This is a genomic window from Micromonospora sp. NPDC005710, assembly GCF_040630995.1.
GTDB lineage: Bacteria > Actinomycetota > Actinomycetes > Mycobacteriales > Micromonosporaceae > Micromonospora.
The window spans coordinates 24,870-49,527 of sequence record NZ_JBEXYP010000028.1; the positions used below are offsets into that span (position 1 = coordinate 24,870).

Sequence of the window (24,658 nt, forward strand, 5' to 3'; positions counted from 1 at the left end):
CGACATGGACCACCAGCAGTGGTTCGCCGAGCAGTTGGCGCAGCACCGCCCGCATCTGCGGGCCGTCGCCTATCGACTGCTGGGCTCGCAGGCCGAGGTCGACGACGCGCTGCAGGAGGCATGGCTGCGAACGACGCGCGCGGAATCGACTGCTATCACCAACCCCGCGGCGTGGCTGACCACGCTCGTAGGGCGGGTGTGCATCGACATGCTCCGGGCCCGGCATGCGCGCCGCGAGCAGTTGAGCGCAACCTGGGAGCCGCTGGTCAGTGAGTACGGGGATCCGGAGCAAGCCAGCCTGCACACCGACGCGGTCGGCATCGCGCTGCTCGTGGTGCTCGACAGCCTCGAGCCCGCCGAACGGCTCGCGGTAGTGCTGCACGACATGTTCGGCATGCCGTTCGACGAGGTGGCCGCCGTCGTGGGACGTACACCGGCCGCCACCAGGCAGCTTGCCAGCCGAGCCCGGCGGCGACTGCGCGAGAACGCTCCGCAACCCCGGGCTGGCCTGCCTGCCCAGCGACGAGTCGTCGACGCGTTTCTGGCCGCCGCACGCGCCGGCGACTTCGACGCCCTGCTCACCCTGCTGGACCCCGACGTGGTGTTCCGCGCCGATCACGGACGCCGTGCACGGCTAGCACCGGCCCTGCTCACCGGCGCCCGTGCCGTGGCCGCCCGCGCGGCCGACGCCGGGCCACGGTTCGCGCGTCTCTGCGCCCCCGCGTTGGTACGTGGAGTCGCCGGGGTCGTCGCCCGCGACCGGCGGGGCCGGCCCGTCGCGGTCGTCGGCTTCACCATCTACGACGAACGCATCGTCGCCATCGACATGATCCTCGACCCCGACAAGCTCCGGTGATCGCCGACGGCCCTGGACGGCCATCCATTCGTGGGGCGTCACCGCGACCGGGGGCGTACGCATTGTCGCCGGTCGGGCTTGTGGGCACACCATCGCAGTGTCGTGCACCGATTGAGACTGCCACAATGTGCCGACAGAGCCGATGCGCGGGGAGAATTCATGAGCGACTGGAACGACAAGATCATCGCGGAGTTTCGCGCCAACGGGGGGCAGGTCGGTGGTCAGTTCGCCGGCGCTCCACTGCTGCTGTTGCACACGGTCGGTGCCAAGACCGGCCAGCCTCGCGTGAACCCGATGATGTACCAGTCGGTGGACGGCGGCTATGCCGTGTTCGCCTCCAAGGCTGGTGCGCCGAGCAACCCCGACTGGTACTACAACCTGCTCGCTGACCCGAAGGTCCAGGCCGAGATCGGCACGGAAAAGATCGAGTTGGTCGCTCGGGTTGCCGCAGGTGACGAACGTGAAGAGATCTGGGGCGCGCAGAAGGTCGCGTATCCGGGCTTCGCCGACTACGAGCGGAAGACCTCCCGCCAGATTCCGGTCGTCGTCCTGGAGCCAGCGCCCTAGGCAGAGACGGTACAACCCAGTTCAGATCCCACGCGGGTGTCCGTCGGCGGGGTGTGTCCCCGCCGACGGACCTCGTCGGTAGACGGCGCCTACGGTTTGTGGGCGAGGAGCCCCACGAACGTGTGATAGGTGTCGGTCTGCACCGTGGCCGGCGCGTCCGGCTCTGGGCGCCACTCGGCCAGCGGCACCAGCCCTGGCTCCAGCACCGTCAGCCCGTCGGCGAACGAGAGGATCTCCTCGTCGGTACGCCAGCGGCCGGTGCCCAGCGACTCGTTGAAGATCCGTTCGACCTCGCGGGCCTTGCGGGAGCCTTCCGGGTCCCGCTCGCCGGGGTCACGGAAGTGCGAGATCGCCACGTAGCTGCCGGAGGGCAGCGCGTCGACCAGCGCCGCCGCCACGGCCTTCGGGTCCTCGTCGTCGCCGATGTGGTGCAGGATCGCGAAGAGCAGCAGACCGATCGGCCGGTCGAAGTCGAGGAACCGGCGTACGTCCGGGTGGTTGAGGATGTCCTGCGGTTCCCGGATGTCCGCCTGGATGACCGTCGCGGTGCCCTCCGCGGCGAGCAGCGCCCGCCCGTGCGTCAGCACGATCGGGTCGTTGTCCACATAGACGACCTGAGCTTTCGGATTCTGCTCGGTGGCGACCTCGTGCACGTTGCCCTGGGTGGGTAGCCCTGATCCGATGTCGAGGAACTGGTCGATGCCCGCCTCGCTGACGAGGAAGCGAATCACCCGTCTCAGGAAGGCCCGGTTCGCCTGGCCGGCTGCCGGTCCGTCAGGTGTGATCCGCAGGGCGTGCTCGGCGACCTGTCGGTCCACCTCGAAGTTGTCCTTGCCGCCCAGGAAGAAGTCATAGACCCGGGCCACGCTGGGGACGGTGGGGTCGATGCCGGGGGGTGCCGCCTTGTCGCGGGTCACAGGCGCCTCCTATCGATGGGCATGGGCGCAGGTCGAGGTCTGCGGCCGTGCCGGCGTTTCGGCGAGTGTAACGATCGGAGGAGCTGAATTTTGCCCCGCTGGTATCGCTCCCAGTGAATCGTCGCCGCACCGGCGTATCCGTCGAGCGGCGTGGTGCCATGGGGCGGGCTGTTCACGGCCGAGGCGTGAGACATGTTGGCGATCATCGATGGGTTGCTGCATGGTCGAGGTATGACAGGTGTCCCCTCGTCCTCGCTGCTCCGCCGTCTACGGTCGGGTCTGCTGGCCGCCGTCGCGCTCTGCACGGCGGTGCTCGGCACCGCCCTGAGCGCCGTCCCGGCGGCCGAAGCGAGCACCGCTGCGCCCGGCGTGCGTCCGGGGGTCGCCCCGGCGCCCCGTGCGGCCGCGGTATCCGTGGCAGCGCCGGCGAGAACCGCGCCGCCAACGCCGACCGGGCCGTCCAGTACGCCGAGCACCTCGGCCATCCTGCCGAGTGCGCCCACGAACCTGACCGCCAGCGAGGTCCGCAGCGCGTCGGTCACCCTCACCTGGACGGCCGCCACGCCCGGCTGCTGCGCTATCGCCGGGTACGACATCACGTACTACCAGGAGTTCGGCGACATCGTCTTCAGCGCCAGCGTCGGGGCCGTCACCAGCACCACGATCACCGGCCACCTTGGGTCGGGCCAGCAGTACACGTTCCGATTGATCGCCCGGGACAGCCTCGGGCAACGCTCGAACTGGTCGGACGCGCTGACAGTGGTCACGCCGGTGACGGACACCGGCCCAGACACCACCCCGCCGAGCGCACCGCAGAACCTGACCCTCGGCGAGGTGACCGCCTCGACCGGCACGCTGTCCTGGTCGCCGTCGGCGGACAACATCGGCGTGCTCGGGTACAACGTCTACCAATTCGACGGCTGGTTCACCTCTGTCCTGGTCGCCACCGTGCCGGGAACGACGTACACGACGCCGCTACCCGCGTCGACGCCGCTGCGGAACCTGTACTACGTGCGGGCCCGGGACGCGGTGGGCAACGTGTCGATCGCGTCCAACACGGTCACGCTGCCCACGACGTCCACTCCGACGCCCCCGCCGCCCTCGACCTGCCGGGTGACGTACCGGAACCAGTCCGAGTGGCAGGGCGGGTTCGTGGCCACCGCGACAGTCCTCAACGCCGGGGCGGCGCCTGTCGACGGCTGGGTGGTCACCTTCAGCTTCCCCGGTGACCAGCAGGTCACCTCGGGTTGGAACGCCACGATCGGCCAGACCGGGTCCACCGTGACCGCTCGTAACGTCGACTGGAACCGCGTTCTCGCACCGAACGGCTCCGCGACCTTCGGCGTCCAGGGGCGGTGGGGTGTCAGCGATGCGCCGCCGACCGGCTTCGCGCTGAACGGCGCCCCCTGCACGGTGGGCTGAGGGAGTCTCGTGAGCACAGCTGCGGTCACATCCCGCCGCCGCGCCAGGGCCCTGATCGGGGCTGTCGCGGCCGGCGTCCTCACCGTCGCCACCACGCTGGGCAGCGCGCCAGCGCCGGTCTCCGCCGCGAACACGCTCACCATGCGGGGTGCTGACGTCTCCTCGTTGCAGCGCAGCCTGGATCTGGGCGCCAGGTACTACGACGCCAGCGGGGTGGCCCGCGACCCGCTGGACATCCTGAAGTCCGCCGGGGTCAACTACGTCCGACTGCGGGTCTGGAACAACCCGCTCAGCGGCTACAACAACAAGAGCGCGGTGTTGGCCCAGGCGAGGGTGGCCAGGGCCAAGGGCCTCAAGGTGCTCGTCGACTTCCACTACTCCGACACCTGGGCCGACCCCGGCAAGCAGTACAAGCCGGCCGCCTGGGCGGGCCACAGCCTGAGTCAACTGCGCACCGACGTCTACACCTTCACCTACGACATCTGTTCCAGCCTGCGGGGGCAGGGCACGCCGCCGGACAGTGTGCAGATCGGCAACGAGATCAACGTCGGGATGCTGTGGAACGAGGGAAAGGTCGTCAACAACGACTTCGCCCCGCTGGCCAGCCTGCTGAAGGAGGGCTACAACGCGACGAAGGCGTGCGGCGGCGGCATCCCGGTGATGATCCATACCGCGAACGCCGACAGCAACGCCAACGCCCGATGGTTCTACGACGGCATCCGCGCGCAGGGGGTGCAGTGGGACATCACCGCCCAGTCGTACTACTGCGTGTGGCACGGCAGCCTGGCGAACCTCTACAACACCATCGTCGACCTGCGCGGTCGCTACGGCAAGCCGGTGGTGATCGTGGAGACCGCGTACCCCTTCACCCGGAACAACGCGGACGGCGAGCCGAACGCCATCGGTGACGCGACCTGCGACGGCATCGGCGCGACCTGGTCCGGGCAGGCCCAGGAGTTCGACTGGGTCCAGAACACCGCCCGTAACGCGGGGGCCATCGGTGTCTTCTACTGGGAGCCGACCTGGTACGCCGTGCGCGGCAACGGCTGGGACCCGGCCAACATCAACGGCACCGGAAACCAGTGGGACAACATGGCCGTCTTCGACTGGTCGGGGCGGGTGAACCCGGGCGTACGGTGGATGCCCTGACCCGCGCCGGCCGTGCGGCGACGGGTCCTGGCCTCTGCCTGGACCGCTCGGGCAGCGGCCACGATCCGCCGCCGAACACCACCGGGCGGCGGGCGAGGATCAGCAGGTGCGCGGCTGCCAGCTCACCTTCGTCAGCGGTTGAGGTAGGCCGCCAGGCCACCGAGCTCCTCGCTGGCGATGAACACCGACCGTACGTTGAGGATGGCCTCCTCGACGTGGGCCGGGCAGCCCCACGCCGCGTCGCCCCACGAATCGGCGATCTTGATCTCGGCCCGCGCGGTGCACGCGTCGGCGCCGCCGAGCTGGCAGTGCTCGGGGTGCGGCGTGGCGGCCTGCGCGGTCGCCGCGGCACGCATCTGGGCGGCGAGTTCCGCGGCGACAGCGGCGCGCTGCTCGGCCTCGGCGCGCAGCTCCCGCTCCACGCGCAGCACCTTGGCCAGCTCCTCATTCGCTGACGTGGCGCGCGCCTCGGCGGCGAGTTTCGCCTGCTCGATGTGGTGCCGTTCGATGGCCAGGGCCGCGGTGCCGGCGAAGAGCCGGGTCAGGGCGAGGTCGGTGTCCTGCGGTACGCGCGGGGTGCGGTGGTACATCGCGAAGGTGCCCAACAGGCCGCCGTCACGGGCCAGGATCGGCGTCGACCAGCAGGCCGCCAACCCGGCCTGGTCGGCCAGGCCCCGGAAGTCGTCCCAGAACGGATCGGTGGCGATGTCGGTGACGATGACTGGTTCCCGCCGGTGGGCGGCGGTGCCACACGAACCCACGCCTTCGCCGGTCGCGATGCCGTCGATCGCCCGATTGTAGAAGTCGGGCAGGCTAGGGGCGGCGCCGTGGCGCAGGTGACGGGCGTCGGGATCGGCGAGCAGGACGGAGACGAGCACCTCCTGCGGTGCGAGGTTCTCGATACAGCGGGCCATCCCGTCGAGCACCTCGCTCAGGGGCGCCTGGCGGGCGATCTGCTCCAGCAGGGCTCGATGCTCGGCCATCAGTCGTTGGGCGTGCTTGACCTGCGTGGTCTCCACGCCGAGCACTCGAACCCCGGTCACGTTGCCGTCGGCGTCGCGTCGCGGCTCGACGGTGAAGTCGAAGAACGTCTCCCGTGCCTGCGGGCCGCTGCCCAGCACCACCCGGACGTCCCGGCCGGCGTAGGGCTCACCGCTGCGGAAGACCTGGTCCAGGAGAGCGACGAACCCCTGACCGACCAGGTCGGGCATCAGCTCGGCGAGCGCGACCCCGACCCGGGCCCGTTCTTCGCCGATGGTGGCGAAGAACGCCGGGCTCGTCGCCTCCACCAGGTGCGACGGACCCGCCAGCGACGCGAAGACGGCGATGGACTGCCCGAACAACGCCCGCAGATCCTCCTCGGCTGCCTGCCCTGCAGCCGCCGGACCCGCAGCAGCAGGAGACCGTTGGCCTGGTACTGCTGTCATTGTGTGGTCTCGCCTCTCGTCTGCGGATACGTGGAACGACCGACGGTGCCACCGGTCGGTGCGGGTGGCGCGGTCGGAGCGAGTTGGCCGAGGCCACCGCCGGTGCAGCGTACCCACGTGCCCAACCTTCAGGTCCTACCCACCAACCATGCACCGTAACCCGGCGTCATCCTGGCCGCCGTGTTCGTCAGCGCAGTTGACGGGGGTGCTCCGTCGGGGCGTGCCGTGGTTGCTGTTGCCAGGGATCGCCGGAGGCGCCAGCGGCGAGGTGTTGTTCGTAGCTGGCCACTTTGGCATTGATGAGTTCGAGGCAGTCGTGCAGCTGCGTGAGCTGCTCGGTGATGTAGCGCTGGTGTGCGCGGAGCAACGTGAGCCGCTCGGCCTCGTTGCCGCTGCCCTCGCGGACGAGCTGTGCCAGGCGGCTGATCGTGGTGAGCGGCATCCCGGAGGCGCGGAACTTCACGCAGTTCGCCAGCCACTCGACGTCCCAGGCGCTGTAGACGCGCCTGCCGGACTTGTCGCGCCGCACCTCGCCGGCCACCAAGCCCGCACGCTCGTAGAGCCGCAGGGTGTGCACGCTCAACCCGGTGCGCTGCGCCACCCGCCCGATGCTCAGGCCGCCGTCCGCCATGGCGTCGACCGTAACCGTTGACCTAGACCGAGGTCTAGCACCTAGCGTCCGCAGCATGACCAGCGACACCGCCCACACCGGATTCGGTGCCCACAGCACGACCGCAGACGTCCTCGCCGGAATCGAACTCGCCGGCAAGACCGCCCTCGTCACGGGCGGCTATTCCGGCCTCGGTCTCGCCACGACCCGCGCGCTCACCCGGGCCGGGGCCCGGGTCGTCGTCCCAGCTCTCCGGCCGGACGCCGCGCGGCAGGCACTCGCCGACGTACCCGGGGTCGAGGTCGACCAACTCGATCTCGCCGACCTCGCCTCCGTCCGCGCATTCGCCCTACGGTTTCTCCGCAGCCATCCCGCCCTCGACATCCTGATCGCGAACGCCGGGATCATGGCCTGCCCGGAAACCCGGGTCGGACCCGGCTGGGAAGGGCATCTCGCGATCAACCACCTCGGCCACTACGCGCTGACGAACCTGTTGTGGCCCGCGCTCACCGCCCCCGACACGGCCCGCGTCGTCTCGGTGGCGTCCGGGCGCAACCCGGCGTGGCGTGTCCGGTGGGACGACGTGCAGTTCGAGCGCGGGTACGACAAGTGGGAGGCCTACGCCCAGTCCAAGCTCGCGAACATCCTGTTCGCTCGCCACCTCGACCTGGTCGGCAGGCCGCACCGCGTCCGCGCCTTCTCCGTCAACCCCGGCTGGATACGCACCCCCCTGCAACGGCACCTCGCAGTCGAGGAGATGGTCGCGGCCGGCTGGATCGACGCCGACGGCACGCCTGCGCCGGGCCTGTTCAAGACCGTCGAGCAGGGCGCGGCGACCCAGGTCTGGGCCGCGACGTCACAGCACCTCGACGCGAGCGGCGGCGACTACTGCGCGGACTGCCGCATCACCACCGACGGCAGCCCCACGGACAGCAGCGAGGCAGCCCGCCTCTGGGCGCTGTCGGCGGACCTGACCGGCCTCGATCTCGTTGGGCGAGCCTGAGCGGTGTCGGGGCCGCGGGCTTCGGACGTCAGATCAGGGCCGCGGCGAGGACGCGGAACGCGTCGGCGGGGAACGTCGTGGCGTCACCACCGTTGAGCACCTGGATCGCCACCTCGTCGGCCCCGGCCTGGTAGTGCTCCTCCAGCCCGGCCGTCACCTTCTCGACGCTGCCCCAGGGGATCAGGGCGTCGATGAGGCGGTCGCTGCCGCCGTCGGCGAAGTCCTCGTCGGTCCAGCCGAACCGCCGCAGGTTGTTCGTGTAGTTCGGCAGTGCGAGGTAACCGCTCGCGTACTGCCGGGCGTTGGCCCGTGCGGTGTCGGCGTCCGTGTCGAGGACCACAGCGACCTCGGTGGCGAGCAGCCGGTCGGGCCCGATTGCCGCGCGGGCCTCGGCCGTGTGCTCGGCCGGAACGAAGTACGGGTGTGCCCCGACGGCACGGTCGCGGGAGAGTTCGAGCATCCTCGGGCCGAGGGCGGCCAGGATGCGTCGCTCGGGCGAGAGCCCGGCCGCGTCGAGGCCGTCCAGATACTGCACCATCCTTGAGTACGGCTTGCGATAGTCGGTGCCGCCGCTCTCCACCACGACGGCGTGGCTGGCGCCCAGACCGAGCAGGAACCGGCCGGGATGCACCCGCTCCGCGTCCTCGGCGAACGCCGCCGCCTCGGCCGGCGACGAGTGCCAGATGCTCAGGATCCCGGTAGCGACCCCGATGCGGCTCGTCCCGTCCAGCAGCTCCCGGAAGCGGGGGGCGACGTTCTCGCCGAAACCGCCGGAGAACCAGATCCGTGAATAACCGAGATCCTCCAACTCGAGCGCGGCATCGATGGCCGCACCCTTGCTCTCGCTGGCCAGGAAGAACGGTTGCCACACGCTGACGAGTCGTTGTGCCATGCCACCAGCCTAAGACCCGCCGGCCGCTGACGGCGCGATGTGGTCACCGCAACACTTGAGCACCGCAACCAACCCCTTGCGCGGAGGCTGGACGGCGATGGTCGAGGCTGGGCCGAATCCGCTCACAGGGTGAACCTCCCGGACGCCGCTCCGTAGTAGGGGGCCGAGACGGAAGGATGGCGATGGTGCGAGGGGCGTGGAGGGCAGCGGTGTTGATGCGGCAGGCGCTGGCGATGGTGCTGCTGACGGTCGGGATTGTGCTGTTCGCCCCGGCGGTGCCGGCGGTGGCGGTGCCCGACGAGACAGGCAGGTACTACGTGGTCGGACCGCCGGTCAACGGCCAGCGGGAGTACCTCTACGACATCGCGCTGCGCACCCTTGGCAACGGCAACAGGTTCCGGGAGATCACCCAACTCAACATCGGGAGGAAACAGCCCGACGGCGGCACCTTCACCGACGGCGTCGAGTTGCGACCCGGGTGGCTCCTCGTGCTGCCCCGCGACGCCAAGGGCTCCAGGGTACGAACCGGGGCCCTGCCACCGATCGTCGCCAACTCGGCACCGCCCAGCCGGAGCGCTGCCGCGCCCACGCCCAGTGTCACACCACCCAGGCCCAGTGTCACACCACCCAGCCCCAGCACCACGGCAGCCAGGCCGAGCGCCGCCACGTCGAGCGCTGCCGCCCGGTCACCGACGGCGGCGGCCACTGTGGAGGGTCAACGTCCCTCCGGCTCCAGCGCGTCCGACGCGGGTCGGTACGCGCCCATCCTGATCAGGGGTGGTGCCGGCCTCCTCGCGGCGGTGTTCGCCGTGATCGCCGTGCTGATGCTGCGCCGGGGCGGGTACCGGCTGCGCGCCGTCGCCCTCGACGACACCGGCCCGTGGCCACCGGAGCGGCACCACACCCCGACCCCCGCCGAGATCGCCGCGCACACGGCGGACGCCGCAGCGATGGCCCCGTACCCCTCCCGGCCCGCGCCGCCGACTGGTTTCCCGCCGCCGTCTCCACCAGGAGCGATGCCACGACCCCGCCCGCCGTCGGATCCGCCGCCGCTGGCCCCGCCTCCGTCGGCCCCGCCGCCGCTGCCCCCGCCACCGTCGGGTCCGCCGCCGCAAGCCGTGTCGCCACCGGCTGCGGTGGAGTCGCGGCCCACGTCGCCGCCGCCGGCTCCGGTCGAACCGCCACCGGTGTCGGTGGAGTCGCGACCGGCGGTTCCGGCCCCGGGCGAGGTGCCGTACCTGCGGACCGACCTGCTCAGCGAGGAAGGCCCGGTGCACGTCCGGCTGGTCGGTGTCGCGAGTCGTCGGGAGTCACCCCCCTACGCGTGGCTCGCGCCGACTGAGCCGGCGCCCCCGGCGACAGTGCCATTGGTGCTGGGCACGCGGGGCCCGTGGCGGTTGCATGTGGACCTTGGTCAGGCCCCCGACGTCCTCACTCTCGTCGGCGCGCTCGACGTCTGCCAGCGGCTGGCCGCAGCACTCGCCCGGCGGCTCGACGCCGACGGAGTCGGGGTCGCCGTGGTCGGCGACGCGCTCGGTGCGGTGGACCTGGACGGCTACCAGACGCTCACCGGTCTACCTGCCCCGTCGACCGCCGCCGCGGAGCTGCCGGATCCGTGCGTGATCTTCACGGCCGGGCTGCCGGCCGGCGCGGCGGACACCGTACGCGGACTCGCCGCCGCGACCGGCGGGCGCTGCGTGCCGGTGGTGGTGGGTCCGGTTCCCGGCGGCCGGTGGTCGGTTCAGGTGGGGACCGAGGACTGAACGTGGGTGAGGACGGCGGGAAGTGGCCCGACAGGCGTACCCGGTACCTGTCGCCAGACGTTGTCCTGGGCCAGGTAGGCGCGTCGGACCTGGACACGTTCGTACGAGCGGCTGCCCACGATCAGCTCCACCCCGGCGGCCCGGAGCCGATCCGCCTGGTGGCGCACCCGGGCGAGCGGCGCGAGCATCTCGGCTGTCGACGTGACGTTGATCGTGCGGCCACGCGGCACCCGGACTTCCAGCATGAGCCGGCCGGGTCGGGCCGGCGGAGCCTTCCGGTAGAGCCGCACCCAGCCGCGCGGAAGGCGACGACCGGTTGCCGGTACGAGGGCGTAGGCCCGACGGCTGCCCGTGGTGGGCCAGCGGCGGACGTCGTTGGGCAGGCCGGCGGTCGTCCGGGCCCGCGAGGAACAGTGGATGCGCAGCGACCCGTTCCCGCACTCGGCGGTCGGGAGGAGCCGACCGAAGCGGTACGTGCGGAAACCGCCGAGCGGGGACACCCGGTCCAGTCGGGCCGCCGGCAGCAGATAGGCGTCGTTGACTCCGCGCAGATGCTGGAGACGTGCGGGTATGTGCGAGCGGAGGGTCCCCATCGGAATGGCGCCTCCGGGTGCGACGCGTACCCGCAGCAGGTGGCTGTCGTCCGGCACCGTACCCGGGTCCAGAACGGCGATCAGGAACAGTTCCGCGCTCGGAATCCCGTCGGCGACCGCGCTGGCCGCTTCCACCGGGCAGACGACGAACGCCTCGAACTCCTCGGCGTTGACCTGCTGCCCGGGCGGCAGCCACGCCGGGCCGTACCCCGGTGCCCGGCGACCCTCGGCGGTCACTGTGGGGCGGGGGAGGGCCGTGGCCGGCACCGTGACCGGCTCCTGGTCGGAGTCGCGCCGGCCGGTCGGTGCTGGCACCGGGGACACCGCGAGGTGCGGGGACACCGTGATGCCGGGGCGGTCCAGTGCCGGCACGAGAAGACCGTCCGGTGTCGCGCGCAGCGCCAGCGTGCCGGCGGCGGACCTCGGCCGGTACGCCTGCCACTCGACGGGGCTGCCGGCTGGGTCGCGCGCGCGGAGGTCGCTGTCACCGTCGACCAGTTCGGCGCTGCCACCGGGCGGTGGCGTCCAGACCGTGGCGCCGGTGCGCTCGGCGAACTCCTGCGTCTGCGCGGCGAGCCCGCGCTGCTCCTCCGGATCGGAGGGCCAGGTCAACCAGAGCCGCAGGTCACTGCCGTAGAGCGGCAGGTCGCCGAGGAGAGCGGCGAGTTGTTCGCCTCCGTGCACCTGCTGCGTCCCGCCGTAGTCGCCGACGAGGAAGCCCGCCGCCCGTGCCGTCACCGCGACGGTGACCAGGCCGCCCGAGGTGGCGGTGAGCCGGTGTGCGGTGGCGCGGCGGGTCACGAAGTCGGCCCGGGTGGCGAGGGCCAGCCCGGCGGGCAGCGGGAGGCCGACCACGCCGGTCCGGGGACGCACGACGCCCCGGTCCACGGCGAACCATCCGGGCAGGGGAGTGGCCAGGTCAGGTGGTTGGATCACCATCCAGTCAAGCGGGCGGCGGGTGACCCGGTCCAGCGGGACCGCGTGGAGGGGACCGGTCGCCGCGTCCCCCCGCCCCCGGTGCCGGATCTCGGCCCCGTCCGGGCTGACCAGTACGTCATGGCCGAGCAGCCCGGCGACCTCGCTGAACAGGTCCAGGTTGCGGGCGCCGTCACCGGCCAGGATGCGGACGTCGTCAGCGGGCTCGCCGGAGCGTCGGACCAGGTCGGCGATGCCGCGCGCGGTGAGGGTGATGCTGGGTTCCGCCGGTACCACCAGCCCGCCCCGGGGACCGGACTCCAACCACAGGTCGAACAGGCCGGCGACCCGCAGGTGCCTCCGCAGGTCGAACCGGCTGGTGGTCGGCAGGTCGTCGACGCCCGCCTCGATGGTCCTCGTCGCCGGGTTCATGCGTTCACCTCCGTCCATCCGTTCCGCCTCGGTACGCGTCGGTGCGCGGCTGCCGACCGGTGATCCACCGCTCTGGGCGGTCTCGGTACCCTCGGTCCGTCCACACCAGATCTGCTCACTCCACGCGGGTGATGGAACTCAGGTTCAGATTGATTTGAACGAACTGGGCGCTGATCCGCAATAGATGGTGACCGCCGGGCCGATCGGCCGCGGCGACTGAAGGAGGACACCAGTGCTGGCGAAGCGCCCAACCCTTGTTCGCCTGATCGCGGTCGTGGCGACGGTCTGTTGCGTGATCGTGTCGACGGCGGGGACGTCGGCGGGCCGGGCACCGACGCCGGACCCGCAGGCGTATGTCAAGTACTACGTGGTTGCGGCCGAGCACCAGGGCCAGCCGGAGAACCTGACCGAGATCGCCACTCGATTCCTCGGCAGCGGTGAACGGTCCGCGGAGATCTACAACCTGAACGCGGGACGTGTCCAGGCGGACGGGGCGGGCCTCACCGATCCGGCCCGGCTCAATCGCGGCTGGCGGCTGGTGCTGCCGTGGGACGCGGCCGGGGAGGGAGTGCAGTACGGTCAGCTCCCGCCCGCCCCGAAGCCCACCCGGACGCCGCCGAAACCTCCGTCGACCGCGTCGCCGTCCCCGAAGCCCGACCCCAGCACGTCGCCGGGTGGGCCGTCGGCCGGCGGCGGCACGACTCCCGGCTGTACCGCCACCGCCGCGTCGAGCAGCCGATCCAACTGGGCGCAGCTGCGGATGGCCGCCGACGGCGCCTGGGACCTGAGCCGGGGCAACGGCGTCATGGTCGCGGTGATCGACTCCGGGGTGGACGGCAAGCTGCCGCAGCTCAGTGGCCGGGTTGCCGTTGGTGCGGACGTCACTGTCGGCAACGGGCGCGGTGACACCGACTGCCTGGGTACCGGCACCGCGATGGCCGCCATCATCGCCGCCAGTGCCAGCGACGGCAAGACCCCGGTCGGCATCGCACCCGACGCCACGATCCTTCCCGTCCGGATGGTCACGAACTCGGCGAGCAGCCGGGCCATGGACGCCGCGAACGCCATCGAGGTGGCGGTCAGCGCCGGCGCCTCGGTCGTCGCGTTGGGCTCCCACGTCGACCTGGGTGATCCCACGGTGGCGGCCTCGGTCACCACTGCCTTGAACCACGACGTGGTCGTGGTGGCGGGGGCACCGACGAAACCCGTGGCGGTGCCAGCGGCGGCGGAGCGCTCCGCGACCGGCGCCCTGCTGCTGGCCGGTGGTGTCGGTGCCGACGGCCAGCTCGCCGAGGAGTACCAGCCGAAGACGGTGGAGGTCGTCGCTCCCGGTATCGACGTGGCGAGCCTCGGAACCAGCGGCGACGGTGTGCTGAGCAACACCGGCACGCGGTTCGCTGTGGCGTTCGTGGCCGGTCAGGCGGCGCTCGTCCGGGCGGCCTACCCGGACCTGACCGCCGTGCAGGTCAAGGAGCGTATCCGGAGCACTGCCGACGCGGTGGAGAACGGCAACACCGACGCCCGCTACGGCACCGGAATGATCAATCCAGCGGCCTCCGTGGCCAAGCAACTCGGCGACGAGCGGCCGGTGGCCGGCGCCCAGGGTCGTGAGGGCGGCGGTGGTACCGCGATCGCCGTCCTTCTCGGTCTCGGTCTCGTCGCCGCCGGCGGGCTCGTCTTCGCGATCCGCTTCCGCCGCCGCGCGAACTCGCGGTAGCGGGCGGTCGCTGCCGCCGAGGCGACGACGCGGGTACGCGGACACTCCGCGTACCCGCGTCGGCGCTACCGCCAGGACCAGATCTGCTCGCGGTTCTCCACGAACGTCCAGATGAGCAGTGGCTTGTTCGGCACGTTGACGTTCGCGTCCAGCGCCCTGCGGATGTGGAGGTTGAGAACGCCACCCTTGTCGTTCATCCGCCACACCTGGGTCGGGCTTCCGTTGCAGGTGGCGGCCAGGACGGCTGTCCCGTCCCCGGTGGAGCCCACGGCCGTGTCCATGCACAGGCCGGAGGCGCGGAACGTTCCGTCGGCGAGGACGACCCACCACTGGGTCGGGTCGTCGTTGTCGCAGGTCTGCAGGGTCAGCCGGGTCCCCGGACCGGCCGTGCCGGTGCTGACGCAGAGCTTGGACATCGGGTGGTAGAGCTGCTTGGCGCCGGTGGGGCGGACGGGCGGCTCGGCCGGTGTCGGCGGGGCCGGCGGGTCACCGGCCTCCGGCGTCGGCGTGCCCGGTGCGGCGGGCGTCGGCGTGACCGGCGTGGCTGACGGCGGCACTGCCGGCGGTGGGGGCGTCCTGGTGCCGATCACCAGCCGCCCGTCGAGCGCGTAGAAGTCGGTGAGTGACTTCACCGACTTCAGGAACGCCTTGGTGGTGCCGTCGAGGACGCCGCCGCTCTGCCGTACCGCCGTCGGGCCGTTGCGGTAGGCGGCCAGCGCGAGCAGGTAGGGGTCCCCCTCCAGGGCGGACAGTTCTCCGGACATCGCGCACATCGCGGCCCCGGTGGCAGGGATCGCGACGGCCGGATCCCAGGCGGAGGCGTCGCTCGGCCCGTACGCCTGCCACACCTCGGGAAGGAACTGGGCGATTCCGCGTTGACCGGCGGACCCGAGCAGGTTCGGGTCGAATCCGGAGAGCGCCATCAGCTGCGCCGCGACCGCCGGGGGAGTCACCCCCTGGCAGACGGAACCCGCCTGGACGATCAGGTCGACGTACCCAGCCGGGACACCCTTGCCGTCGGTCGTCGGCCCGGTCGGCGCGGGAGCGCCGGGCCCGCCGAACTGGGACCGCTTTCCGTAGTACGCGGCGTAGCCGCTGACCTCGTCGACGTAGTCGACAGCGTCCGGGGGAACCCCCTTGGCCAAGGTGACCGACTCCAGGCCGCTGTGGAAGGCGGCGACCGACAGCCGCCACGGGTCACCGGTGACGGTGGCGAGCCGCAGCTTGCCGCTGTAGTCGCACACCTGGTGGGCGAGCGCGACGATGTTCGCGGCGGTGTCGGAGCGTTCCGCGTCGGGCCACGGCTTCCACAGCTTCCAGTCCTGGTTGTCGAGCCCGGCGATGCCCGTACCGCCGGAGGCGGTGTCGGTCGCCCTCGTTGCCAGTTCCGACTCGGCCATCAGCTGCCCGGCGAGCCGGGCGGGCGTGAGCATCGGGCAGGAACGGGCCGCGGCCACGATGGCCGCCAGGTGCTCGTCGGAGACCGCTCCGCCGATCAGCTGGTCGCGGGCCGAGGCGACGCCCCAGCCGATCGCGGCGATGGCGGCGAAGACGACGGCCAGGCCAGCGGCGGCGGCCGCCACGACTCGGCGCGGCGCCCGGCTGAACCAGGGCCGGATGGTGCGGGGATCGGTTGTCACGGGCCATCCCTTTCGGCGTGGCGACATCACTCTCGTGACGGATCTGCTGCCGCATATGTTCACCGCACGACCACGAATCCATCAAATTTTGTCTCGCCGGTCATTGAACCGGCGGGTGGTCCGCGCCGTGGACGCGACTGTCTCCGGCGGTGCGGCGCTCCGATGCGCCCTGCCGTTCCATGCCGATCGATGGAGGTGGGTTCTTTGCTGACCAGACGAAAGATACTGGGGATGGGTTTCGCCGGGGCTGCGGTGGTCGGTGTGCCGCTGGTGGCGACACCGTTGCTGGCGCGAGCCAGGGCCGAGGGCGGACTGCCGTTGACAGTGGTGAACAGTACCGGCCGCTATCCGAACTCATCGATCCACATGTACATCACCGGCTACCACCCGGTCACCAGGGAGATGGGCTACGTCACGAGCCCGGGGACGTTCACCCCGGCCTCGTACGCGGACAACGGCGCTGACGGCCTGGACATCGCCATTCCGCTCGCGGGCGAGGGAGCGACCTCGTTCGTCCTCCCGATGCTCGACGGCGGCCGGGTCTACTTCTCCATCGACGGGCGGCTGCGGTTCAGCGTCGTCGACGGCGGCGGGCGGCCGATGTTGCAGGAGCCGGCCGGCGCGGTGGAGAGCGACCCGAACTTCGGGGTGCTCTGGGACTTCTGGGAGTTCACCTACAACCCGAACGGCATGCACTGCAACACCACGATGGTGGACATGTTCAGCATCCCGATCTCGACCCGGCTGGTCGGCGCGGGGGAGCACACCGCCGGAAAGCTCACCGACGGCGGCCGGGACGCGATCTTCGCGGAGGTGGCACGGCAGCCCGGGTACGAGCGCCTGATCATCGGTGACGGGCTGCGCGTCATAGCGCCGGGGCACGGCATCGTAGCCGGTCGCTTCTCACCCACCTACTTCGACGGGTACATCGCCGAGATGTGGAATCGCTACCGCGGGGCCGACCTGCGGGTCTCCAACGAGTTCGGCGGCTTCACCGGTCGGGTGCAGGACGACGGGAGGATGCACTTCGACGGTGGAATCGGGGCGTTCGACCGTCCGTCGACGATGGACGTCTTCATGTGCAACGGCACGTTCAGCAGGCCGAACGACGCGGGTGGGAAGGTGGCAGCCGCGCTGGCGGCCGGGTTCAACAGGTCGGTGCTGGACCGGCCGTACCAGCCCGTCGACGATCGGGCGGCCTTCTACCAGCACCCGGTGACCAACCACTACTCCCGGATCCTGCACAACCACTCCGCGAACGGCCGGGTGTACGGCTTCCCCTACGACGACATCGTCGGCGACGCGTCGTACATCCAGGACCCGGCCCCGCGGGAGGTGACGATCACCCTCACGCCGTTCGCCGGTGGCGAGGCGTCGTACCCGATCGCGCAGCCGCCGCCGGTGGCCCAGGCGACGGTGGCGGCCGGCGCCGTCGTCGGTCAGGTCCGCCTCGCGGACCAGGAGATTCCCGCAGCCGGCTTCGACAGTGGGTACGGCGTGCGCCGTGAGTCGTGCAGTGAGGGTGGCGAGAACGTCTGCGCCGTCGCCAACGGCGACTGGGTCGCCTACCGCGGGGTCGAGTTCGGTGACCAGCCGATGACGCAGTTCATCGTCCGGGTCGCCTGTGGTGCCGAGCTGGGCCTGTCCGGGTTGGTCCAGGTGCGCCTGGACAGCGAGACGAGTCCGCCGATCGGGTCGATCGCGGTGGCCAGCACCGGTGGCTGGCAGCGGTGGTTGACCATTCCGGGGAACATGTCGCCGGTGACCGGCCGGCACGACGTGTTCCTCACCTTCGCCAGCGGGCAGCCGCAGGAGTACCTGAACGTCCGGTGGCTGCGCTTCGCACGATGATCCCGTCAGCCTGCACTGTGGACGCCCACTATCGACCACTCGTCATCAACCGTCCTGTGGCCGAAACATACCGATCGGCCGGTGCGGCTATCCTCCCCGGAGAGCGCCCGGTCGAAGACGGGCGAGGCGTTGGTGCGGTCGTGCGGGTCCATCCCGTACGTCAGGGGAGGCGGTCTGTGTCGGCGGTGCACAACGAAGCGTCCGGTCCGTGGGCTGCGGACTCCGCCGCCAGTGGTCCCTCCGCCGCCGAAGCCCTCATGCGGCAGATCTTCGACGAGCATCGGGCCCCGCTGCTGCGGTTCCTCACCCGGCTCGTCCTCGGCCAGCGGGAGTTGGCCGAGGATCTGGTGCAGGAGACGTTCCTGCGGACCTGGCGGAACCTCGACACGCTCGCCGCCGACCCGCAGAGGATCGCCCCGTGGTTGTACACCGTCGCCCGGCACGTGGCCATCGACGCGATCCGGTCGCGGCAGGCGCGTCCGCAGGAGGTCAACCTGCCCGACCTGAACCGGGTCTCCTCGGCCGAGGACGTGATGGATCGGGTCGTCAGCGCCCACACGGTGCAGGTGGCCTTGAAGCAGATCAGTCCGGAACACCGTCAGGTGCTGATCGAGATGTACTACAAGGGGGCGTCGATCGCCGAGGCGGCGGAGCGGCTGGGGATACCCGAAGGTACGGTAAAATCCCGGACGTACTATGCGGTTCGCGCGCTGCACGCGGCGATCGGCTCGACGGAGTCGTCGTGATCCCGGCCCGGCCGTCCCGAACCCGGCCGGTCGGCAGGCGAGCAGGCCGTGCCGAGGTTCCACCACGGGGCGCGGTGTCGACGCGTTGAGGAGAAGCTTGATGGGTGCAGGCGGTGAGCACGCCACGGAGGAGCAGTCCAGGCTGGCTCTCTACCTGCTCGGTGCCCTCGACGAGGCCGAGCGTGTGTCGTTCGAGAAGCATCTCGCCGGGTGCTGGCAGTGCTTGAGTGAAGCGACCGAGATCGGAGCCTCGACGAGCGGCCTGGTCGGTCTGGCGGACGTCGACTGGGAGCTTCCGCCCGAGGCCACCCCACGGCCGGCCGCTGACCCGGCGGACACCTCCGGGACGCCGACGGCTGCCGAGGCGGTCGTGCCGACGGCTGACGCTGACCGGCAGACGACCACCGTGACGCCGGAGACCGACCTCCCGGCGGGTGGCGGCGTACCGCCGGATCCGGAGCCGAGCCCCGCTGACCGGCCGGGTCGCGGCCCAGCCGGGTCGGTGCGACCGACCGACGCGCGTCCCGGCGGGGACCGGGCGGCCGGTGCCCGCCCGCAGCGCGGCCCGACCACCGATCGCAGTGGCCCACGTCGGCGTCGATGGCGCGTCTGGGGCGGCGCTGCCGCAGTGGTCCTCGGGCTGGCCCTCGCCGGTGGTGCCATCACCGCCAACATCCTGGGCGGCACCGACGAGCCGGTGCTGACCGCCAGCGGCGAAGCGCCCGGCTACGGCGCGAGCCTCTCCGTCTCGATCACCGCCGACGACCGCGGCCGCTCCACCATCCGGATCACCGTCACCGGTCTGCGCCCGGGCATCCACTACCGGCTCTTCGCGGTGACCCGCGACGGGGCCACCCACACGGTACGAGACTGGATGGCGTCGAACGGCCCCCAGGAGGTGACCGGCGAGACGTCGTTGCCCGTCGAGGAACTGGCCTTCGTCACCGTCGGGACCAGCGACGGCACCGGCATCGTCACCGCCCCGATCATCCGGGGCGCCGGCTCTCCTCGCTGACCGAGGCGCACCCCGGCGGCTTCACGAGGTGAACCTTCGCGAGGGGTGAACCGTAGTGCCCCGGACAGCAGGATCCGAGGCGCACCGGAGGTACCACAATGGCCGAGGTGACCGGGACCGAACCGGACCGCGAGCCCACTCGTTCCGCTACGCGATCATTGCCTCCGACGGACGTCGACGTGGAGACGCTCGCGCTGCTGACCATCGGCAACGACCTGGCAGAACTCCTGGCCAGACGAGACCGTGCTGGTCAGACACCTTCGACGGACGAGGTCGAGGCGGCCAAGTTCGTCAGGGACCGCCTGGCACGTCTCCCGCAGGAGACGCCTGCGCGGTCGGCCTCGGATGGTCCATCCAGAACGCCGACGACCTCGGATTCCGCCGCGGCGGCGACCATCCAGTGGCAGGACGAGTTCCTCAACCTGCTCGTCCGCGCCGCCCGGAAGGTGAAGCGCTGGCTGTTCGAGGCCGATAAACCGTCCACACCGGACGTGCCGGACCTGAGCGGGCTGGGCGACCTTCGCGACCGGACGAATCTCCGGTTGCGCGAGTTGCTCAACCAGAGCCCTGCCCTGCTGAGGCTCTCGTCGAACAGGCAGCTCGACGGTGTGGCGCGGCACCTCACGCGGCACGGTGTCGGCGGCACCGACCACTCCCGGGGCGGTCGCCCGACGAATCCCTTCCACGGCGTCAGCAACGAGCACTCCGTTCGGCGCGGGCGCGTGGGTGCACTTCCACCACCGGAGACGAGCGGTTCCGGGCAGGTACATCTCCAGCAGTCGCGGCCAAGGTCGCCGCGACGCTGACCGCGCACCCCTCGACGAGGGTCGGCCAGAGTCAGCTCGGGCTGGCGGACGGGAACGACGGCGGTGGTCCGCCGAGGCCCTGGTACTTGCCGAAGCGGGCCCGGACCTTCGCCACGTACCCCTGGGCCTCGGCGGTGGCGGGAATGCCGCCGGCGTCGCGTACCGCGTCCATGCCCTGGTCGTACGCGACGAGCGCCAGGTCGAGCGGGTTGCCGATCGCCCTGTCACTGTCGACGAGCCCCTGTGCCTCGTCCGCCAGGGCACAGAGATGCCTGGCCTGCGCCATGATCGAGTCTTTCTGGTCGAGGGCTGACGTCTTGTCGTTCTTGTCAGTGTCCTGGCCATGCCTGTCGAAGACGGCGGGTGGCAGTTGCGAGATGCCCAGCTCACCGTCCGCGCCGACCTTGGCGCCGTCCCAGTCCGACTCGACCTCGATCTGCGCCGCGATCACGATCGGGCCGATCGAGGTGCAGACGGCGCCCGCGTCCTCGATCGTGTCGGCCAGCGACGCCGGCACCTGGGTCCGGTCCAGGGTGCCCTTGCCGTCCCCCTCGAAGGCGGCCACCGACTCGTCGGCCCGGTCCCAGGCATCGGAACTGTCGCTGCTGTCGAGGCCGGTGAAGAAGATGATCAACACGATCAGCGGGAACAGCAGGACGCCGAGCCCGCCGATGATGAGCACCGCCCCGGCGACGACGACGGCGGCCACCGGGCTCATCAGACAGGTGGTGGCAGTGGCGATCGCCGCACCGACCAGGACCGCGTAGCTCTTCTGCGAACCGCCGTCCTTCTTGCTCGCGCCGCTCATCTCGTCTCCCTGACGTCGTCTGGTGCATCGGAAAAATGTCGAACCCGCCTTGAACCAGGGGCAGGGGCCCCCCGTAGAGGCGTCCGTCATCGGCCCGGGGTAGCCGGTCCAACGGGACGACGCAGCGTGCGGTTCAACGCCGGCGGCCCAGATTCCCGCCGGACCGGTGACATCGAAAGCGAAAAGCGATGCGGACAGGACGAGGGTGGTGATTCGGATGGGCGTTCCATCGGCGGTCGGTACGGCACCACGCGTACCGCCGGGACCGGCCGGTCCTCCGGCGGCCTACGGCGGTCTCGCGGGCCCCCGGCCGGCTCTCTCCGAGCAGGGCACCGGGTGGATCGCGGCGCACGGCGGTGCCGGGACCACCACCCTCACCCGGATGCTGGGCGGAACCGACCTGGGCTGCCGCTGGCCGGACGCCGCGCTCGGGGAACCGGCGACGGTGATGCTCGTGGCACGCACCAACGCCGAGGGCATGGGTGCCGCCGGACGGGCGCTGAACGCGCTGCGCGAGGGCCGTCACCCGGCCGGTATGCGGCTGGCCGGCCTGGTGCTGGTGGCGGACGCGCCCGGCCGGCTCCCTGTTCCGCTCGCGCGCCGGATCCGGGTGCTGCGGTCGATCGCCCCGGTGCACCGGGTGCCGTGGATGCCCACCTGGCGACTGGGGATCCCGCCCAGGCAGGTGCCGAAGGAACTGTCCGGCCTGGCCGGTGTCGTCGGCGCCGGCCGTGACCGATTCGGAGGCACCAGGTGATGGACGTCGCCGGTCCGTCGTACCCCGTCCGGATCGGACCGGCCTGGTCGCGGGTCGTGCTTGCCCCGCAGCGGGATCCGATGCCGTCGGTGGCGCCGCTGCCGCAGTACGACCCGATGCGCAGCGGCGGCCTGGAACCCCTGATCAATCTGCTCGCCTGGGGCCTGACCGCCACGAGCGTCGCCGGACTGATGATCGTCGGCATCCTGATGGCGCTCCAGCTGAATCGCGGCACTCCGGGCGAGGAGAGCCAACACTTCCGCGGGTTCACGACAGTCATGTTCGCCTGCATCCTCGGCGCCGCTGCCGGGCCGCTGGTGACCTGGTTCGGCGACCTCGGGCTGTGAGCAGAGGACCCCGCCGGTTTTCCCACCCGGTTCGTGTGAACCGGGCCCCCACCCCAGTCAGTCACCCCGGTGGCTACCGCTCCAAGGAGATGATCCCGTGCACCTGATGGACCTTCCGTACGCAGTCGCCGCCTCCGTCCTCCAGCGTGACGACCCGACGCCTTCCCCCGGGGGCGTCTTCAAGCCCAGCCCGAGCGCGCCGGGCGACCTCGAAACTCTGGTGAACAAACTGCTGGGCCTGCTCGCCTGGGGTGGAACCGCCGCCGGGGTCGCCGGAGTGCTGATCACCGGAACGATGATGGCCGTCTCCATGAAACGGGGCGAGAGTTCCGAGCACATGTCCCGGCTCGGGATGGTCCTCGGCGGCTGCATCCTGGTCTCCGCCGCCGGCCCGCTCGCCGACTTCTTCGTCTGACCGCTCAGCGACCGGCAGGTGGGAGGCGCGGCATGTTCGGCAACAGCAGACGGCACGACGGTGAGGATCCGCCGTTCTGGCGGCAGCAGGGGTGGATCCTCTCGGTCGCCTTCATCGTGGGTTCCGCGCTGCTCGCCCTGGCCATCGGGCTGACCGGTGGTGGCGGGGCGTCGCCGCGCGCGACCGTCGGGGGTGCGACGGTGCCGGAGTGCCCCGGCGGGGTGCCGTTGTCGCCGACGTCGACAGTTCCTCCCGACGACCTGACCTGGCTGGTGCTGGAGACCGGGAAGCGCGTTCCGGTCTCCGCGAGCATCGGCCCGAGACACAGCGACGGCCAGGTGCTGCGGTGCTTCGCGCACACCCCGATGGGGGCGGTGCTGGCCGCGCACGTGGTGCCGACGCAGCTCGGCGAGCGCGGCTGGCGCGCCACTGTGGACCAGCAGGTGATCGCCGGGACCGGCCGGGAGGTCCTGGCGGGACGCCTGGACTTCGCCACCCCCGGCGTCGGCGGAAGCCACGGCGCCTATGTCGGCTACACGGTCGTGCGGTACACGCCGGAGGCCGCGCTGGTGCGGTTGCTCGTCAAGACCACAGCCGGGCAGCACGTCGCGACGGTAGTGGACGTGCGCTGGGATGCCGGCGACTGGAAGGTCCAGCCGTCCCGGGTCGGCGAGGTGCGTACGCCTTCCGAATCGGTCCTCGGAAACGCCGGTTTCACCATGTGGACGAAGTGAGGGGGCGACGACATGGACTGTGTTCCCGGAGACGCGCTCGACGGCGGCGGTACGGGCTTCTTCGACTTTCTCGGCGACCCGATCGGGACGCTCATGCGGATCGTGGCGAACATCATCCTCGCGGGTGCGATCGCCATCTTCGGCGAACTCAGCGAGTCGGTGCCGACCCTCGGCCCCGGCTTCAGTGAGACGAGCGCGGGTGTCCCGGGGCAGATCAGCGACCAGGTCGAGTGGATCGTCACCTACCTGGCGATCGGATCGGTGCTCTTCGCCGCCGCCAAGATGGCGCTCGACCGGCGGGGCGAAGCCGGCAAGGTGGCCATCCAGGGCTTCCTCCGGGTGATCCTGGTGGCGGGCGCCGGTACGTACATCGCCGCCAACGCCGTGAAGCTCTCCGACGACTACTCCGACCACCTCTACAAGAGTGCGGCGCTCAATCTCGTCAAGAGCGTCCCGTGCATCGGCCTGGGCACCACCCTGGAGGCTTTCCTCCTGCTGTTCCTCGCCTTCCTGCTGCTGCTGTCGGCGATCGTGCACGTCCTGATGCTCTACATCAGGCTGGGTGTGGTCACCATGCTGCTCGGCACGCTGCCGATGGCGGCCGCCGCGTCCATGACGAACTGGGGCACCGGGTGGTGGCGCAAACACATCGGCTGGTTGATCGCCTGGCTCATCTACAAACCGGCAGTCGGTCTGATCATGTTCTCGGGTTCCGCGATGATCAGCGAAGGCAACCGGACCAGCCTGACCCACATGCGCATCGCCGGCGTCGGCGTGCTGCTGCTGTCCGCCATCGCGATGCCCGCCCTACTCAAGATCATTGTGCCGGCCACGGCGGCACTCGGGACCAGCGACCCGTCCGGCGCCGCTGCGTCCTCCGCTGTGGGCGGGGTCGCGTCCGGGGCGAAGAAGGTCGCCGGTGCCGCGATGTCCTACAACGGTGGCGGCGCTCCGTCCGGCGCGCGCGGCCCCGGGTCCTCCCAGGGCGGAGGCGGAGGACGAGGCCCGTCCGGTGGCCAGGGTGCCGGCGGAGCCACCGGGCCGGCAGGTGGCCAGGGTCAGGCGGGTAGCGGGAGCGCGTCGGGCAGCGGCACGAGCACGGGGACCAGCGCGGTCCGGGCGGCGGGCGTCGTCGCCGGAGCCGCCACCGACGCGGCCGTCCGCGTCGGCCGGCACGGCAGGACCATCCTGACCGGCTCCGTGGACGGCGCCGACGGCAACGCGGGCCACAACAACTGAAGGCCCCGGCGGCGGTCGGGGCACCGCGCACCGGAAC

23 protein-coding genes are annotated in these 24,658 nt (G+C 71.2%); 16 read left to right on the top strand and 7 right to left on the bottom strand.

Going from position 1 to position 24,658, the window contains the following annotated elements; genetic code table 11:
• The first annotated feature begins 4 nt into the window (after window positions 1-4).
• Together ABZ406_RS27715 and ABZ406_RS27720 are read left to right on the top strand one after the other, a co-directional pair.
• The gene (locus ABZ406_RS27715; RefSeq protein WP_357767633.1) at window positions 5-856 is read left to right on the top strand and encodes a sigma-70 family RNA polymerase sigma factor; all 852 of its coding nucleotides are present in this window, start codon (window positions 5-7) and stop codon (window positions 854-856) included.
• 159 nt (window positions 857-1,015) lie between these two features.
• Window positions 1,016-1,423, top strand: coding sequence for a nitroreductase family deazaflavin-dependent oxidoreductase (locus tag ABZ406_RS27720; RefSeq protein ID WP_357767636.1), 408 nt, complete (start codon window positions 1,016-1,018; stop codon window positions 1,421-1,423).
• A gap of 89 nt (window positions 1,424-1,512) precedes the next feature.
• Here the strand turns inward: ABZ406_RS27720 and ABZ406_RS27725 are convergent, their stop codons facing one another.
• Entirely contained in the window at window positions 1,513-2,340 is an 828-nt protein-coding gene (locus ABZ406_RS27725; protein WP_357767639.1) for an SAM-dependent methyltransferase, read from the bottom strand.
• A gap of 231 nt (window positions 2,341-2,571) precedes the next feature.
• Between ABZ406_RS27725 and ABZ406_RS27730 the strand changes: the two genes are divergently transcribed.
• Both ABZ406_RS27730 and ABZ406_RS27735 read left to right on the top strand, forming a co-directional pair.
• A complete protein-coding gene (locus ABZ406_RS27730; protein WP_357767642.1) occupies window positions 2,572-3,762 on the top strand; it encodes a cellulose binding domain-containing protein in 1,191 nt (396 codons plus the stop codon).
• Window positions 3,763-3,816: 54 nt separating this feature from the next.
• Window positions 3,817-4,911: a glycosyl hydrolase 53 family protein gene (locus ABZ406_RS27735; protein ID WP_357767784.1), complete on the top strand. Its 1,095-nt coding sequence runs from the start codon at window positions 3,817-3,819 to the stop codon at window positions 4,909-4,911.
• A 131-nt stretch (window positions 4,912-5,042) separates the two neighbouring features.
• On the opposite strand, the gene ABZ406_RS27740 is transcribed toward ABZ406_RS27735, so the two are convergent.
• Both ABZ406_RS27740 and ABZ406_RS27745 read right to left on the bottom strand, forming a co-directional pair.
• Complete coding sequence (locus ABZ406_RS27740) at window positions 5,043-6,338, bottom strand: GAF domain-containing protein (protein WP_357767645.1); 1,296 nt, start codon at window positions 6,336-6,338, stop codon at window positions 5,043-5,045.
• A 187-nt stretch (window positions 6,339-6,525) separates the two neighbouring features.
• Window positions 6,526-6,969 carry a MerR family transcriptional regulator gene (locus ABZ406_RS27745; protein ID WP_357767647.1) on the bottom strand — a complete coding sequence of 148 codons (444 nt, stop codon included), beginning with the start codon at window positions 6,967-6,969 and terminating at the stop codon, window positions 6,526-6,528.
• Between the two features lie 55 nt (window positions 6,970-7,024).
• Here ABZ406_RS27745 and ABZ406_RS27750 point away from each other — a divergent pair, with 55 nt between their 5' ends.
• Window positions 7,025-7,951, top strand: a complete 927-nt coding sequence (locus ABZ406_RS27750; protein ID WP_357767650.1) for an SDR family NAD(P)-dependent oxidoreductase — start codon at window positions 7,025-7,027, stop codon at window positions 7,949-7,951.
• A gap of 28 nt (window positions 7,952-7,979) precedes the next feature.
• On the opposite strand, the gene ABZ406_RS27755 is transcribed toward ABZ406_RS27750, so the two are convergent.
• Window positions 7,980-8,843, bottom strand: coding sequence for a TIGR03620 family F420-dependent LLM class oxidoreductase (locus tag ABZ406_RS27755; RefSeq protein ID WP_357767652.1), 864 nt, complete (start codon window positions 8,841-8,843; stop codon window positions 7,980-7,982).
• A gap of 209 nt (window positions 8,844-9,052) precedes the next feature.
• Between ABZ406_RS27755 and ABZ406_RS27760 the strand changes: the two genes are divergently transcribed.
• Window positions 9,053-10,606 (top strand): hypothetical protein, encoded by a 1,554-nt coding sequence (locus tag ABZ406_RS27760; RefSeq protein WP_357767655.1) that lies wholly within the window; start codon window positions 9,053-9,055, stop codon window positions 10,604-10,606.
• On the opposite strand, the gene ABZ406_RS27765 is transcribed toward ABZ406_RS27760, so the two are convergent.
• Complete coding sequence (locus ABZ406_RS27765; protein ID WP_357767658.1) at window positions 10,585-12,546, bottom strand: hypothetical protein; 1,962 nt, start codon at window positions 12,544-12,546, stop codon at window positions 10,585-10,587. The two genes, ABZ406_RS27760 and ABZ406_RS27765, sit on opposite strands and share 22 nt — an antisense overlap.
• A 232-nt stretch (window positions 12,547-12,778) precedes the next feature.
• Here ABZ406_RS27765 and ABZ406_RS27770 point away from each other — a divergent pair, with 232 nt between their 5' ends.
• The gene (locus tag ABZ406_RS27770; protein ID WP_357767661.1) at window positions 12,779-14,263 is read left to right on the top strand and encodes a S8 family serine peptidase; all 1,485 of its coding nucleotides are present in this window, start codon (window positions 12,779-12,781) and stop codon (window positions 14,261-14,263) included.
• Between the two features lie 65 nt (window positions 14,264-14,328).
• Here ABZ406_RS27770 and ABZ406_RS27775 read toward each other — a convergent pair whose 3' ends face one another.
• Window positions 14,329-15,903: a ricin-type beta-trefoil lectin domain protein gene (locus tag ABZ406_RS27775; RefSeq protein ID WP_357767664.1), complete on the bottom strand. Its 1,575-nt coding sequence runs from the start codon at window positions 15,901-15,903 to the stop codon at window positions 14,329-14,331.
• 231 nt (window positions 15,904-16,134) lie between these two features.
• Between ABZ406_RS27775 and ABZ406_RS27780 the strand changes: the two genes are divergently transcribed.
• The 4 genes from ABZ406_RS27780 (at window position 16,135) to ABZ406_RS27795 (ending at window position 20,321) form a co-directional block, all read left to right on the top strand.
• A complete protein-coding gene (locus ABZ406_RS27780) occupies window positions 16,135-17,754 on the top strand; it encodes a beta-1,3-glucanase family protein (protein WP_357767666.1) in 1,620 nt (539 codons plus the stop codon).
• A 176-nt stretch (window positions 17,755-17,930) separates the two neighbouring features.
• A complete protein-coding gene (locus ABZ406_RS27785; protein WP_357767669.1) occupies window positions 17,931-18,500 on the top strand; it encodes a sigma-70 family RNA polymerase sigma factor in 570 nt (189 codons plus the stop codon).
• Between the two features lie 100 nt (window positions 18,501-18,600).
• The gene (locus ABZ406_RS27790; protein WP_357767672.1) at window positions 18,601-19,515 is read left to right on the top strand and encodes a zf-HC2 domain-containing protein; all 915 of its coding nucleotides are present in this window, start codon (window positions 18,601-18,603) and stop codon (window positions 19,513-19,515) included.
• Between the two features lie 179 nt (window positions 19,516-19,694).
• Window positions 19,695-20,321 (top strand): hypothetical protein, encoded by a 627-nt coding sequence (locus ABZ406_RS27795; protein WP_357767674.1) that lies wholly within the window; start codon window positions 19,695-19,697, stop codon window positions 20,319-20,321.
• Between the two features lie 31 nt (window positions 20,322-20,352).
• Here the strand turns inward: ABZ406_RS27795 and ABZ406_RS27800 are convergent, their stop codons facing one another.
• The gene (locus tag ABZ406_RS27800; protein ID WP_357767677.1) at window positions 20,353-21,129 is read right to left on the bottom strand and encodes a lytic transglycosylase domain-containing protein; all 777 of its coding nucleotides are present in this window, start codon (window positions 21,127-21,129) and stop codon (window positions 20,353-20,355) included.
• A 217-nt stretch (window positions 21,130-21,346) separates the two neighbouring features.
• On the opposite strand from ABZ406_RS27800, the gene ABZ406_RS27805 reads away from it, so the two are divergent.
• The 5 genes from ABZ406_RS27805 (at window position 21,347) to ABZ406_RS27825 (ending at window position 24,621) form a co-directional block, all read left to right on the top strand.
• Window positions 21,347-21,886, top strand: coding sequence for a hypothetical protein (locus ABZ406_RS27805; protein WP_357767679.1), 540 nt, complete (start codon window positions 21,347-21,349; stop codon window positions 21,884-21,886).
• Complete coding sequence (locus ABZ406_RS27810; RefSeq protein WP_357767682.1) at window positions 21,886-22,233, top strand: hypothetical protein; 348 nt, start codon at window positions 21,886-21,888, stop codon at window positions 22,231-22,233. Before ABZ406_RS27805 ends, ABZ406_RS27810 begins: the two co-directional genes overlap by 1 nt.
• Before the next feature lie 106 nt (window positions 22,234-22,339).
• Window positions 22,340-22,648 (top strand): hypothetical protein, encoded by a 309-nt coding sequence (locus ABZ406_RS27815; RefSeq protein ID WP_357767685.1) that lies wholly within the window; start codon window positions 22,340-22,342, stop codon window positions 22,646-22,648.
• A gap of 32 nt (window positions 22,649-22,680) precedes the next feature.
• On the top strand, window positions 22,681-23,382 hold the full coding sequence (locus tag ABZ406_RS27820; protein ID WP_357767687.1) for a hypothetical protein: 702 nt from the start codon (window positions 22,681-22,683) through the stop codon (window positions 23,380-23,382).
• Window positions 23,383-23,394: 12 nt separating this feature from the next.
• A complete protein-coding gene (locus ABZ406_RS27825; RefSeq protein WP_357767690.1) occupies window positions 23,395-24,621 on the top strand; it encodes a hypothetical protein in 1,227 nt (408 codons plus the stop codon).
• Window positions 24,622-24,658 lie beyond the last annotated feature (37 nt).